The following is a 14,732-nucleotide window of genomic DNA, read 5'->3' as shown; positions in this document are numbered from 1 at the left end:
ATGCGTTATAAAAAAGAGAATACTGGATATCTTATTGTATTGGATGTTGGGGAGGAATTCGTCGATTCGATAATCGATTTCGCCAAAAAGGAAGGAATAGAGGGGGGAGTATTTTATGGTGTCGGCGCGATGAATTTGGCGGAAATTGGTTTTTTCGACCTCGAAAAAAAAGAGTATATCAAAAAGAATATCGAAGGTCAGAGGGAATTACTTTCATTAAAAGGCAATCTCGCCCACGACAACGATGGCAATCCTATAGTCCATTGTCATGTTATATTTGGAAAGGCCGATTTTGCCACCGAAGGAGGACATCTTTTTAAGGGCGTCGTTTCCGTGACATGTGAGATATTTTTTCAGCAGACCTCGATGATTGGAAGGGTATTCGACAGTAAAACTGGCCTTAAACTTTGGCAATTAAGTTAATTATTTCTTAATTGAAGAAAAGAAGGAAAACAAGTGCGGATTTGCGTAATTGGCGCTGGATATGTTGGTCTTGTGACAGCAGTTTGTGTGGCCGATTTCGGCCATCGGGTTTCATGCCTCGATATAAATGAGGAGCGAATAAAAGCCCTGAAAATGGGCAAGGTTCCGTTTTATGAGCCGGGGTTAAGCGAGCTTCTAGAGAAGAATTCTGCCCAAGCTCGCTTTGTTTTTACCACTGACAAAAAGCAAGCCATTGAAGATGCAGAGGTAGTCTATATTGCTGTCGGAACACCTATGAACGAGAACGACACCACTGTGGATATGACCTATATCAGGCAAGCTGCCAAAGATATTGCTCAATTCCTGGCGAGAGGAGCTGTTGTTGTCGATAAAAGCACCGTGCCAGTGGGAACCGCGCGAGAAGTTAAAAAATTGCTTCTTGATAACGGCGCGCCTTCAGATATTGAAGTTCTTAGCAACCCGGAGTTCCTACGCGAAGGAACTGCGGTAGAGGATTTTAAGAAGCCCGATAGAGTAATTATCGGTTCGGATTCAAAGGAAGCCGCAATGAAACTCGCAAGGGTTTATAAACACCTTGCTGATGAGGGGAGGCCGTTTCTTTTTACCTCGCTCGAAGCAGCGGAGCTTACCAAATACGCTTCAAACGCCTTTCTTGCAGTTAAACTGACTTTTATTAATGAAATAGCCCTTCTAGCGGATAAAATTGGTATTAATGCCCTCGATGTTGCAAAAGGAATCGGAATGGATAATCGAATCGGCAATAAATTCCTTAGCCCCGGGCCAGGTTTCGGTGGAAGCTGTCTTCCTAAAGACACTAACGGGCTTCTTCATATCGCCGAAAACTTTGGAGCAAAACTCTCTATCGTTCAAACTGCAGTGCGCACTAATGACGGTATCCCAGATTTGTTGATCCAGCGTCTGAGTGATGAGCTTGGAAGCCTCTCCGGCAAAAAAGCCGGTGTTCTTGGCTTGACCTTTAAGGGAGGCACCGACGATGTTCGCGAATCACCCGCTATTAAACTGATTAAAGCACTTTTAGAGCATAGTGTTATAGTCAAAGCCTACGACCCCGAGGGTGAGAGGCTTGCTCGGAGAGAACTCGGAGATTCCATCGAATACGCACACTCTGAAGTGGAGGCTATAGACGGTGCAGATTTTGTCATAGTGGCGACCGAATGGCAGCAGTTCTCCGAGATGAAACCCGTTGAAATTGCTCGATTAATGAAAGGTCGAGTTTTTGCCGACTTCAGAAATCTCTTCGATCCTGTGGAAATGAAAAAAGTTGGCCTGAAATACATTGGTATGGGAAGAGGATAATATAACTTAGGATTTTGTATTAGGCCGCATTGGCAAGGAGGCTGGCGCGACGTGTGCTTTCTACAGGAAAATCTTCGAAATAGGGGAGTGGTGTTTTTCTGGGTTGTGCTTATCTAAAAATCAATTTGCCGCACGTGACATGTCAGCCAGAAAGAATCACTCGGGAACAGGATACCTTAGCCAGAAGGCCTGTGCGTCGAGCGATTTTTTTTGTTCTGGTTTTAGAATAACTTTTACAGTGTCACCAAACTCTGTATGGATTTTTTCCCAAGCGAAAGTCGAATCATTGCCAGTGTAGAGGATATAATCTCCTTGGCCAATATGGAAGGTAACAGGATGTTTATTATCTTCAGCTACTCTTCGCATTATGGGGCGTAATGCTCCAAAATTAAATACGGATAGAAAAATGGAAGCGCTGTCCTCAGAAACCTCGACTTCGACAATAGCTGGATTATCGGCATAGTGCGGGAATGAATTTATAATCGCATAATTCTTTTTTTCGCGATAGAGGATATCGCTACCTTTGGGCGGCACACCGAATGCAGAGGAAAAAATAACAGCAGCTCGCTGTGAGGTTTTACTGAACCACGCGTTGTCAAGGGTAGGACTCGGTTCACAGCTTCCAGCATAATGCCAATCTCCATCGGAGTGTAACTCTGTCCAAGCGTGGTTATTATCGGAGGTTGCCCAGTAAGGTGTCCAGGCCTCGCGAGCGGGGATGCCAACCGATCTCAATGCGCTAACAAACACAATCATCATCTCTTCGCAACGGCCATAACCTGAACTTAGCGTATGAAATACCCCTTGGTCCTGTCTTTGGGTCTGTTTAAAATTTACATGTTCTCCACACCACTTGTTGACAGCGAGTGCGGCCTCAGAGCCGCTTGTTAGTGTGTCGACAATAGGCCTGAGTTGTTCAAGGAAAAAAGCGCGGTAGTAGGTTGCAGGTTCCTGAGAAACCTGATTAGGCAGAACATAGTGCATGAATAGTTCGTCGCTTATTTCATTGCCCCATGAGAATATCTTGCGTGTTTCATATGCTAACTCGATTTCGGCGAGAAGACTATCCTTATCGAAAATAGCAAGATTGATTGCAGGTGAATTCGATATTAAGAAGATCAATCCCGGTAAGAACGATGGATCGCAAGATTCCAGAGCTTCTTCTAGAATAGGCTTGTTTTCTCCAGCGCGGACCAGAGCTTCTTCTACTTGTTCAATAAGTGAGTCAGACTCAGTTGTCTCGCGCCAGTCTGCCTGAATTGATAAGGCGAGTAACACTAAGAGTATCGATATATATTTCATTTTTCCCTTTCAATTTCATAAAAGATAATGCAATTATAGGCTTCGGTCAATGGGAAAAACGCTCTTGCGCCACTGGTTTGGTGACGTTCAGTATTTTCTTTCACATCGGATTGGGAGGATAAAGTTTGATTCTTAAATAGCTATTACGTTCGATTTATTTTCATTAAATCGAAATATATATTTCGCTCTAATGAAGTGTTTACAACGGCGAGAGGCTTTTTGGGGATATCGCCCCATTTAGTTCTTGTTTTTTTCTTTTTTTTGTGTATATTGCCAAGTCGTTTGGACAAAGGGGCTATAGCTCAGTTGGGAGAGCGCGTGACTGGCAGTCACGAGGTCAGGGGTTCGAGCCCCCTTAGCTCCATTTTTTGAGTAACGGGCGTTTGGTATGAACGCCCGTTTTTTGTTATGAAAGACATTAAGGGTATATTTAACACAAGTGCTGCACTAGCAGGCGTTTTGTCTCTTGACGAATTGCTTCGGTTACTAATGGATACCGCTGCGGAGATCACAGGAGCTGAGGCTGGAAGCGTTCTCCTTCTCGATAGGCTTAGTGGTGATTTAATATTCACTATTGCAACAGGTAAGGAGGGAGCTAAGCTTTCAGATACGCGCCTTAAATCCGGTGAGGGTATTGCAGGTTGGGTTGCAAGGACAGGCAAATCGGCGATGGTGAACGATGTTGTCTCCGACGATAGACATACAGCGACTACCGATAATCTCTCTGGTTTTCTTACGAAGTCCGTTCTTGCTGTCCCGATGTTATCCGGTGAAAATATATTGGGTGTTATAGAAGCAGTCAACAAAAAGCGTGGCTTCTTCGAAGATGCAGACCTTAATGCGCTTAACGCTTTTGCTGGCTTTGCTTCAGTAGCTATATCTAATGCCAGGAAATTCGAGAATCTGACACTTCAGAATAAAGAACTTAGGCAGCAAGCCTACGGGAAATGGAATCTTATTGGCGGATCCCGCCAGATATCGACAATCAGGGATTTGATAAATAGAGTTGCTCCAACCTCGACGAGTGTTCTTATTACTGGCGAGTCTGGAACGGGGAAGGAGGTTGTTGCTCATCAAATCCATGAGAACTCATCTCGTCCTGGAGGACCTTTCGTCAAGGTATCCTGTGCAGCAATTCCCGAGACTTTACTTGAAAGTGAGTTATTTGGGCATGAAAGAGGCGCGTTTACAGGCGCTACCGAAAGGCGAATCGGCAGATTCGAAGCTGCTGGAGGTGGCACCATTCTTCTGGATGAGATAGGCGAAATTTCATATTCCGTTCAAACTAAGCTTCTTCGCTTTCTTCAGGAAAAAGAATTTGAACGCCTAGGCTCAGGAAGAACAATATCCAGCGATGTTCGCGTTATTGCAGCCACAAATCGAGATCTTGTTAAAAGCGTCGAAAAAGGTATTTTCAGAGAGGACCTATATTATAGGCTTAAGGTATTTCCCATTGAGATGCCACCGCTTCGAGGACATCCTGAGGATATCCCGATACTAACAGAATATTTCATAGAACGCCTTTCTGACGATTTCCCGCATACAGTTAAAAGCGTTGATGAGAAGGCTATGGAGATTTTGGTGTCCTATTCTTGGCCTGGGAATGTTCGTGAATTAGAAAACCTTATCGAGCGCTGCGCTGTTATTGCTATCTCGGATTTAATAACTGTTAGCATGCTTCCTCCAGAATTATCAAAAAGCGAGGTTTCAGATTCTATTTCCTCCAATAACGGATTATCTTTAGAAATGACGCTTCCACAAATTGAAGAGCTTCTTATCCGACATGCATTGGAAGTTACAGGTGGGAATGTTTCAAAAACCGCAAGAATGCTGGATATTTCGAGGGATAAACTTAGATACCGATTAAAGACCTTTACTATCGAAACTGAAGATTATCGTCGATTTTAAAACTAATATCGATTAAATAATTTTGCTTTTTCAAAACTTTGTGGCTAAAATTTAAACCGCATGGGACAATGTCGTTCTGTTCACTGCCCCCTGCCCAGCAAAATCAGACCGCCAAGTTCCATGCGGTAAATTTAAAACAAATCGTAGAGTTATGCAGGGGAAGCAATCTACGAGATCAACAATGAATGACAATTTCAAAATATATTAAAAAGATTCTTATAGCAAGTTTTTATTTATTTATTTAGCGATTCAATTACGTGAATAGTGACAGAAGTTGCATTAACTAATACAATATTTATAGCCTTAATGAAAGTTGTGTTGATTAAAAAAACATTTACTAATATTGGAGGAAATTATGAAAGCACTTAAATTCATCGCCATATTTCTTTTCATTCCATTAGCCTTATTTAGTCAGGGCACAGGATATCCAGAAGGGTATTTCTATGCTATTTTCAGGGGGGATACTTTTTGTGTCGAGCCTGTTATCACCGATTCAATAACTGAAGCATCATGGTTCGATTATACTTCTTCCTCGATGCACACCGGTTACGAAACGGCCTATGAAAGCCACGTATTCTTTTTCTATAATCCGCTTTCAGGAAATATTGGTTTGGTTATACAACATAATATTGATGCCACAGGCACGACCGATGCAACCTGTGTTGCCTATCTCGACGGCCTGCCTACCGGTTGCACTCTCGCAATGAGCGATGATTCCGGGGAATTCAATTTATCGGCATACCCTCAGGGTGATTGGGCTTGGTGGGATAACACCGATGGGGGTGCTTTTTATATTCCTCGAGATGAGTGGCAGTTTATACTTAGGACTACTTTCGGTAGCATAGATCCCATCCGTCATTACCTTATGATAAGTGGTCACGAAGGGGAAGAATCCATATATCTCGATACAGTCTTGATAGATCAAGAAGATACTCTCGTGCTTGGCCACGGATTTCTCGAGCTATTGCCCTCTCCTTCCGATTCCATTTATTTTGACAGTGTTATGGTTGCGAATGACACTATCCTTCGGGTTGCAGTTTGCAATTCCGACGAGACAATCGATACTCTGCTTGTTTCCGGCGCAAGCCATACAGACCCACGATTTACTACTGCAGAGGCTCCCGGGGCATTGCCCCCGGATACCTGGGGCGAGTTTGAAATAGCATTTTATGCGATAGATACCGGTCTTTATGTCGATACGCTATGGCCGAATACCAATGAACCTTGTGGTTCCAATCCAATAATTATTTATATTCATTGCACAGCGCCACCAGTGACAGCTGAGATAATCGAACCGCTCCCCAATACATGGACATCGTGCGAAAACCAGCCTATCACGATGATCATTGGCACCGAAGGATCTATGCGTATCGAGAGGCAGATACCGAGTAGTTCTACCAGCACCGAATATTACGATACAATTTCCGGTTCATGGGTGCCGGCTGTCGATATTTCCTTTAGTGGTTGGGGTTCTTATGTCTTTCCGACCTCTTCATGGATTTGGGATAGTGTTTATAGTGGAACCATCCTTCACCGTTGTTTGACTTTTAGGTCGATTATTGAGACGCCACCGGGGACCGTTATAGATTCGGCTAGCGTGAAAATGTATTGTGATAACACCGCAACTTTTTATATGAACGGCGATTCTATCGGCGCTGATGATGATGGTGCAACATGGAATCATCTTTTCGAGTTCGATATGTTGCCATCGATGCACTCCGGTTCGGATACTCTGACTATAGAGGCTTGTGATCTTACCGGTGTTGCTGTGGGACTCGATTTTCTTGCGACTATTCTTTATGCTATCGATTGTGAGATAGTCGTGCCGAGTATAGAGATATCAATCGATGGCGAACTTCATACAGTTGGTGATGGTCAGTTAACCCTTATCGATACCATGTATTTAATATATACCCCCGATTCTACGAACTACTTCTCCGATGGCGACACTGTCCATGTTTGTCTTAATTCGCTCGAAAACACTTGTGGAGGCTATTTAACTGAACCTCTTTGCTGGGATTTCTTTGTTGATCTCGAACCTCCGGTTGTATCTAACAGGATTCCCATGCCGGATAGTATCATCGATGAACCGACACCTATGATATCCGCGAATATTGTTGATTATGGTTCCGGCCTCGATACAGCCACTATAGTTTTCACAGTGTTGGGAGACACAATAAACGACTATTCGCTTGTTTTCGATGACAGTCTCTGGTTTATTAGTTGGACTCCATCCGAGCCGATTATAGCTGCAGAATCAATAATGGTTTGTGTTTATGGCACAGACACCACTGATTATTGCCCCGATAATCTCATGGCTGATTGTTGGTCTTTCATTAATATGCGCGAGCGCTTCATCTGGTTCTCCAACGAATCAGGTGCGCGTTGCGATACCGTTCTTATTCCGCTCTATATCGACGGCCTTGATTATAGTTGGATAGCCGATATTGAGATGGAATTTTCCGTCAACCCCGAAATTTTGCATCCGCTCGATATTATAACCGATTCCTCATACATTGATGGTTGGGCGATTTCCGATGTTATTATCGATTTTGCGCTCGGTAAAATTCATGCCTCTGCTTCCGGAATGCCTTTAACATCCGGCATGGAGGGTATATTGCTTTATCTTCTAGCAGAGGTCGATTGTAATGCCTCTGGTGGCGATTATTGCCAGATAATCATAGATACCATCGTGTTCAACGAAGGAAGTCCTTTAGTGACGCATGAGGATGGCTTTTTCATGGTGGAACTCGAACCGGAATTCTTCTCCTGCGATATCTATCTTAACCGCACTGCAGGAACACCTTCTGAGGATTTCGTGCTTACGTTTGGAGCATCTGGCCCGGGGACCGATGGCTATAATTCCGGTCTCGATGTTCAGTTTATTCCACCACCTTTGTGGCGTGTCAATGGCTGGTTCACTATTTCCGACGAAGATTATCCACTTATGAACAGGCTCACCAGGGACATACGCGATGTGACTCCTCCTAAACGGTGGATAATAATCACAGATAACGAGCCTAACGGTATAGCCCGATGGAATCCGGCATCACTTCCCGAGGGGGAGTTCCGAATCAACCATCTTTCAGATATGAAAAGGGATTCAGTATGCTATTTTAATCGTAACGATACTTTAATAATTGATTGGGAGCTTGAAGAACCCGTCTATTCCGAACAAGCCCTCTCAACCGGTTGGAACATGGTTAGCTGTCCGGCTATTCCAACCGAGAGAACAGCCGCTGAGGTTTTCAATACATCGTTGGGAGTTTATCGTTATCTCGCCCCCGAATTCCGTTATGCTAACACCGAACGCATTCACGCTGGTGAGGGATATTGGGTATGGTCGGACAGCTCCCGCTATATCGAATATGCCGGCATAGAGATCGAGAACTATCTCTTCTCAATATATCCCGGATGGAACCTTATAGGAGCAATATCGACTCCGCTTGCAGTCTCATCAATAGCCTCGACACCAGGGGGCGCGATATCCGGTGCTTTATATACATACGAAGACGGAACATATATCGAAACCGATTCGCTTATTCCTAACAAAGCCTATTGGTTATTGGCTATGTTCGATGCTACAATTCATGTCCCATCGGATTACTCTCGTAAAATGACTCCAGAACTTCAGCCGCTCTGGGTAAATCGCTTGATAAACGACGAGATTACACTCGAATTACCTTACCTAGAAACCTGCCCCGAAGGTTTTATGCCCGGAGATGTTGCACTTCCGCCAGAAGCCCCAGGTATGGCGCTTCCGAAAGCAGCACTTTTCGCTGATGGTATTTCCTATCGTCGCAAAATCTCGTCCATCGATTGGTTGATAATTTGCTCCGAAGATATTAACCTCACTCTGGATTGCCCGGGAAAAGTTATTCTAATTGTCGATAACCATGAATATCATAACGGAGATATAATTAGCCTCCAAAAAGGCAAATATAATGTTCAGCAAACAATTGAAATTCCGGAGAAACTATCCATAGTGCGCTGCGAACCCAATCCATTCAATGCCAAAACTGTATTGGTTATTGAATCTCCTGTTTCTGCACTCGCGAATATCGAGGTTTACGATATCCTCGGTAATAAGACGTCCGCTCTCAAAGCTGAGCTTGCTCCCGGAATAAATAAAATAACATGGAATGGAAAGGATGCCTCTAATAATGAACTTCCAACCGGAATCTACTTCGTAAAAGTAGTCTCAGGTGAAAAATTATCTATAGCAAGGGTCGTCCTTCTTAAATAAAAAAGGTCGCGGTTTCTGCAAATTATAGCAGAAACTGCGACCGATAAATAGAACGGATTGGCGCGGAAGAGTCGTGGGTTTAGGGGGGGATTTTTGCATGCGGAAAAAAGGCTGCTAAATTCTAAGCTTCCAAGCAAAAATCGTGACAATCCGTGGTGGGTCTGGCAACAAAGATTAGAAAGAATCTATATGGCTTTATCTATCGGACATAGAGGCGCAGCGGGACACGAATTAGAGAATTCAATGGTATCATTTCAAAAAGCAATCGAACTTGGTTCAGATATGATAGAGTTCGATGTGCGTATCACAAAAAATGGAATACCAATAATAATGCACGACAGGACTTTGAGGCGCGTAACAGGGCGAAACGGTTTTGTCAGAGCGATGTCCTATGAAAATATTAAAAATATCCCTCTTGTTAATGGCGAAAATATACCCACTCTCGCCGAGGTATGCTCCTTCATCTCGGAATACAATATTAAAGCATACATAGAGGCCAAAGTTAGGGACAGGAAGGGAATAATTATTGGTCAGGCCCTCGAAAATATGAACACAGAGGATTTCTATATCGGTTCCTTCGATAGGATTTATCTTGAACTAATAAAGAAAACATATCCCGAAGTAAAAACCATTGCTATTACCAACCAAAGCGGAGATAGTATTGTAAACATAATCAAAACCGGTATAGAAGATTGTCTCTCAATCGAATACGGGTCAATTAATTTAGATATTATACAACTCGCTCATAGCTACAATAAAGAAATATTTGTTTGGACTGTCGATGATATAGAAGAAATCGATAGGATGAAATCCTTCGGCGTCGATGGTATAGTTAGTGATTATCCAGATAAAGTTAAAAATGCGCATCCAAAGCCAAAACGAACTTAAAAAAATTACGCTCTCGAGTATAATAATCGCGCTTGCAATCGCCTTAGGATATGCCCTTGCTTTTATTCCGAATGTGGAGTTAGTTACATTCACACTTGCTTTTGGTGGTGCGATTCTAGGTTATGCTCGTGGGCCTATTATCGGGGCATTGGGTTTCTTACTATATTCAATATTATCTCCCTATGGTATGGCTCCGCCGCCATTAATAGTGGCGCAGGTTCTAGGAGGTGCAGTGATAGGTTTGGGGGGCGCTATACTCGGAAGATCCTATAAAAAGATGGGAAGCAGATGGATATTTATACTAATTTCACTTTGCGTTGGTTTGATCTCGACTTTTATCTATGATCTTCTTACTAACCTCGGTTCATACATCGTGGTTGCAACATCGGCAACCTTAATTCCATTTCTTATCGGTGGTATCTCATTTTCCCTTATACATATAGCCTCGAACAGTATGATATTTGCAATACTCTTCCCAGCGATCCTGCGCCTAACACGAAAATTCTCAGAATTGGCAGAGCATTAGTTCAATAAATCCATATAGATTTTCAATATCCTATGGAGATGGGATTCAGAAGAATATTCGTTCTCGGATATTCTCCGAGCATTCTCACCATATTTTTTTGATTTTTCAGTGTTGTCAAATAATTCCCGCGCTTTATTTAACAGGTCTTCGGAATTCCTCGATTCGAAAAGAAGCCCTGTTACATTAGAACGAACCATCTCGGGGATGCCTCCGATATTTGCCCCTAGCACAGGGATTCCATCGGCAAAGGCTTCGAGAATAGTCAGCGGCGCATTTTCCCACCATTCGCTTGGAACAACAAGAAAAGCCGTCCTATTTCTTATTTCAGCTAACTTATCAGGATGAACAAAACCGAGGAATTCGATATTATCAATGTCTTTTGCGAGTAGTTTTAATTCGCTTTCTAAAGGCCCTGTGCCGGCAATTTTAAGAGAGCATTCAATTGGCATACCTCGCCACGCCTCGATCAAAGTCTTTAAGCCTTTTTCTGCGGAAAGCCTACCCGCATAAAGCGCAAATTCCCTGCTTCTATTTTCCTTTTTTTCATAGAATGGTGCTTTCCTCTCGATAAAATTTGGAACGACTTCAAATTTATCCTCATCGAAACCACATTCGATGAATTTTTCTGCGAGAAAGCGGCTAGGTGAAATGAAACGGTCGGGAATATCCTTCACTTTTTTAAACCTGTGAACTGCATTTTCGATAGCTGCCATTGTGCTGGCTGAAAAAGATCCCTTTTTACATCGCCTCAGGGGCGCATTGAATAGCGACAAACCGCCCTTTAAACAAGCCGAACACATCACATTCTTTCTTTGATCAAAAGTATTTGTATTAGGGCAAATGAGTGAGTAATCGTGCAAGGTCCAAACTATCGGTAACCCACGCTTTACAATAGGTTTAAATATCGAAGGAGTAATGTGATGAAGTATATTGTGAACATGCACTAAATTTATATCAAAATTGTCGAGTAGCTCATCCATCCCAGTTTCTGCCTCTTTCGAGGAAATCGTTCTTCTAAAAACCTTATATCCGCCTCTGAGCACACCTTCCTTCAATATTTTAGGAAATTCTATGTAAGGGGGCCAATATTTTTCTGTTAATGGAGATGGAATAGAAGAGGGATGATTCATCGCGAAATGCAAAACCTCATGGTTACTTTTTTCCAATAGATTAGCTAAACTGAGAGCATATATCGATGCACCTCCACGCGGATAATGAAATGTGTTTACCATTAAGATGCGCATATCTCGATTAGTCGGAAAAGTGTTTTTTATGCCATTCCCAGGCGGAATTAATTATAATTCCGAGGTCTGAAAAACGGGGTTCCCAGCCTAAAAATTCTCGAGCGCAAGAGGAGTCTGCAATGAGTTTGCCGGGATCGCCAGGACGCCTTTCCGAGAGCGATACATTGAGTTTTTTATGTGTAATTTTTTCCATATTGTCTATGATTTCTCGGATGCTATATCCTCGGTTTGTGCCAAGATTCAACGAAATTGCGGTTTTATTGGATAAAATATGTTCGACCGCAGAAAGGTGTGCTGCAGCTAAATCTGACACATGAATATAATCTCGAATGCAAGTGCCATCTGGAGTGTTATAATCTGTGCCAAAAACCTCGACTCGTTTGCGTTTTCCAAGAAGATTATCCATACAAACTGGAATTAAATGGGGATCATTCGGGATGAGTAGCCCTATTCTACCTTTGATGTCGGCACCGCAAGCATTGAAATACCGAAGACTCACATGATCTAAGGTTCGGAAATGGTCCTGCAAAATCCACTCGATAGCGAGTTTTGTCTTTCCATAAGGATTAATTGGTTTTGTAGGGCAAGACTCTAAAATGGGCATTTCCGAAGGATTGCCATAAACCGCCGCAGAGGAACTGAAAACAATCTTACGAGGTCCATATTTTAGCATCGCATCGATTAGGTTCAACGAACCTATTACATTAGTATTCCAGTATAATAAAGGATTCTCGAAAGATTCACCCACAAGCGATTTGGCCGCAAAATGAATAACTGCATCGAAGCCGCCTTCTCGCAAAATTTGGCTAATAGCCTCCTTGTCCATTAAATCCCCGATAATAAGCTCACCTGCTATAACTAATTCTTTAAAGCCGGTCGAGAGGTTATCAAAAAGGATGGTCTTATGGCCCGCCTCTGCTAACGCGAGGTTTGTGTGCGATCCAATATATCCGGCACCGCCGGTTAAAAGTATTTTTGCCATTATAATAAAATTCCGTGAAAATATTAAATTACTCCAAGTTTTCTCCCGATATCCCTGAAGGCTTCTAGGGCGAAAGAGAGGTCTTTGAGATTATGAGTCGCCATGAAGCTAACGCGAATAAGGCAATCCCCAGGAGGTGTTGCCGGCGGAATGATTGGATTGATAAAAATATCTCTATCTTCAAGCATTTTGCTCATTAAAAATGCCTTTTCGATGTTTCCCACATGAAGGGAAACTATAGGCGTTTCAGCGTTGCCGATATTAAATCCCATTTCTTTGAAACCATCGAGCATGAAGTGTGTATTGCGCCAAAGTTTTTCTCTTCGTTCGGGTTCTCGTTTGATAATCTTTAGCGAAGCTCTTGCTGCAGCGACATTCGCCGGAGAAGGCGAAGCCGAAAATATTAAAGCCCTGCTTTTATGTTTCAAGTATTCGATTGTTTTTGCATCCGCAGCAAGAAAACCACCCAAGGAAGCCAAGGATTTACTGAAAGTTCCCATTGTAAGATTAACTCGTTCAGATAAGCCAAAATGTGTCGCGGTTCCCTCGCCATTAGGCCCGAGAACACCTATAGAATGAGCGTCATCAACAAAAATATCCGCGCCATATTTTTCTGCAAGCTCGCATATTTGCGGAAGCTTGGCAATATCCCCCTCCATCGAAAAAATACCATCGACTACAATTAGCTTATTGCGCTCGATTGGAATCGAGGATAGTTTCTCCTCGAGATCGGAAATATCGTTATGGTTAAAACGGAGGGCCTTGCCTAATGCAAGACGCGCACCATCATAAATACTCGCATGATCGAATTTATCTGTGAGAAGGAAATCTTTTCGCCCAACAAGCGCCGATATAGTCCCGAGATTGGTTTGATAACCGGTAGAGTATATGAGGGCTGCTTCTGAGCCAATAAAATCCGCAAGTTCTTCCTCTAGTTCTCGGTGTATTTTCAGTGTTCCATTTAAAAAACGGCTTCCAGCACAACCGGTTCCTAGTTTGCGTGTGGCTTCCACGGCAGCCTCAATAACCTCAGGGTGGTTTGTAAGACCCATATAGGAATTAGAACCGAGCATTAAAACGCGCTTTCCACCCTTGAGAGTAATCCATGTATCCTGTTCGGAATCTATCTCGCGGAAATAGGGGTAAAGCCCCGCTTTCTTGATATTCTCGGATTCGTCGAATCGATAGCATTTGTCAAAAATACTCAAGTTAAACTCCTAAAACTCAAAACCTGTAAAAACTCGAAAGGAAAACGCTACGTATTCGCCTTTATATATGAAAATGTTGTGATCCGGTGGAGCTTCAGGATCGCTGGCATCCCTGCCAGTAATGGGAACATCATCTTGTTTTAAACCAAAATAGATAATCGACGGTTCCAGGCCGATCCTTATGTTGCTTGAAATTTTATAAACAGCTCCCGCTATCATACTTATACCTAAACCGTTGCCGTTACCGTCGAAATCGATATAATAACCTGTAGAATCTGTGTCGATATAATCATATGTCCCTTTGGCAGATGTCCACCCCAGAGTGAATTGCGGACCGAGGTATAGGTTTAACCTATCGTTAATACTGTTGTTAATTACAAATCCTGCAGATAGCCAAAAGGCATGTCCCTCAGAGATGATACCAGCTTTTGGAAAAGGCGTGTAGTCGGCCTCTATCCTCCATTTAAAGTTCGAGATTCCCGGAAACTCGAGTGTAACACCAATTTCATGAGTAGGATATTCGTCAACATAATCGAACCAATGTTCCATCAATGGAAGTGAGGGCGAATAATGACCATAGATAGCTACTCCAGAGAGAAGAGCCGACGAATGAATAATAAGCAGAATTATCGTCCACAACAATTTTTGTATTTTTTGCCGCTGCCAC

11 protein-coding genes and 1 tRNA gene are annotated in these 14,732 nt (G+C 42.9%); 7 read left to right on the top strand and 5 right to left on the bottom strand.

Annotation, left to right across the window (positions count from 1 at the left end; all coding sequences use genetic code 11):
• A complete protein-coding gene (locus KAH81_06595; protein MCK5833323.1) occupies window positions 1–423 on the top strand; it encodes a DUF296 domain-containing protein in 423 nt (140 codons plus the stop codon).
• A 33-nt stretch (window positions 424–456) separates the two neighbouring features.
• Window positions 457–1,761: a UDP-glucose/GDP-mannose dehydrogenase family protein gene (locus KAH81_06590; GenBank protein MCK5833322.1), complete on the top strand. Its 1,305-nt coding sequence runs from the start codon at window positions 457–459 to the stop codon at window positions 1,759–1,761.
• 156 nt (window positions 1,762–1,917) lie between these two features.
• Here KAH81_06590 and KAH81_06585 read toward each other — a convergent pair whose 3' ends face one another.
• The gene (locus KAH81_06585) at window positions 1,918–3,063 is read right to left on the bottom strand and encodes a transglutaminase domain-containing protein (GenBank protein ID MCK5833321.1); all 1,146 of its coding nucleotides are present in this window, start codon (window positions 3,061–3,063) and stop codon (window positions 1,918–1,920) included.
• Window positions 3,064–3,354: 291 nt separating this feature from the next.
• On the opposite strand from KAH81_06585, the gene KAH81_06580 reads away from it, so the two are divergent.
• The 5 genes from KAH81_06580 to KAH81_06560 all read left to right on the top strand — a co-directional run bounded on the left by KAH81_06580 (window position 3,355) and on the right by KAH81_06560 (window position 10,631).
• Window positions 3,355–3,427 (top strand) — tRNA-Ala (locus tag KAH81_06580).
• A 44-nt stretch (window positions 3,428–3,471) separates the two neighbouring features.
• Window positions 3,472–4,971, top strand: a complete 1,500-nt coding sequence (locus KAH81_06575) for a sigma-54-dependent Fis family transcriptional regulator (protein ID MCK5833320.1) — start codon at window positions 3,472–3,474, stop codon at window positions 4,969–4,971.
• A gap of 355 nt (window positions 4,972–5,326) precedes the next feature.
• Window positions 5,327–9,217, top strand: coding sequence for a T9SS type A sorting domain-containing protein (locus tag KAH81_06570; GenBank protein ID MCK5833319.1), 3,891 nt, complete (start codon window positions 5,327–5,329; stop codon window positions 9,215–9,217).
• Between the two features lie 93 nt (window positions 9,218–9,310).
• A complete protein-coding gene (locus KAH81_06565; protein MCK5833318.1) occupies window positions 9,311–10,105 on the top strand; it encodes a hypothetical protein in 795 nt (264 codons plus the stop codon).
• Window positions 10,077–10,631, top strand: a complete 555-nt coding sequence (locus KAH81_06560) for an ECF transporter S component (protein ID MCK5833317.1) — start codon at window positions 10,077–10,079, stop codon at window positions 10,629–10,631. Before KAH81_06565 ends, KAH81_06560 begins: the two co-directional genes overlap by 29 nt.
• Here the strand turns inward: KAH81_06560 and KAH81_06555 are convergent.
• The 4 genes from KAH81_06555 to KAH81_06540 all read right to left on the bottom strand — a co-directional run.
• Window positions 10,628–11,863 (bottom strand): glycosyltransferase, encoded by a 1,236-nt coding sequence (locus tag KAH81_06555; protein MCK5833316.1) that lies wholly within the window; start codon window positions 11,861–11,863, stop codon window positions 10,628–10,630. The genes KAH81_06560 and KAH81_06555 overlap by 4 nt on opposite strands.
• A gap of 19 nt (window positions 11,864–11,882) precedes the next feature.
• A complete protein-coding gene (galE, locus tag KAH81_06550) occupies window positions 11,883–12,857 on the bottom strand; it encodes a UDP-glucose 4-epimerase GalE (protein MCK5833315.1) in 975 nt (324 codons plus the stop codon).
• A gap of 23 nt (window positions 12,858–12,880) precedes the next feature.
• Window positions 12,881–14,065, bottom strand: coding sequence for a pyridoxal phosphate-dependent aminotransferase family protein (locus tag KAH81_06545; protein MCK5833314.1), 1,185 nt, complete (start codon window positions 14,063–14,065; stop codon window positions 12,881–12,883).
• A gap of 9 nt (window positions 14,066–14,074) precedes the next feature.
• On the bottom strand, window positions 14,075–14,732 hold a 658-nt coding region (locus KAH81_06540; protein ID MCK5833313.1), incomplete at its 5' end, for a hypothetical protein.

It is taken from the genome of bacterium (assembly GCA_023145965.1).
Taxonomy (GTDB): domain Bacteria; phylum UBP14; class UBA6098; order UBA6098; family UBA6098; genus UBA6098.
Note: the sequence above shows the minus strand (reverse complement) of the source record. Positions and strands in the feature narration are given on the sequence as shown.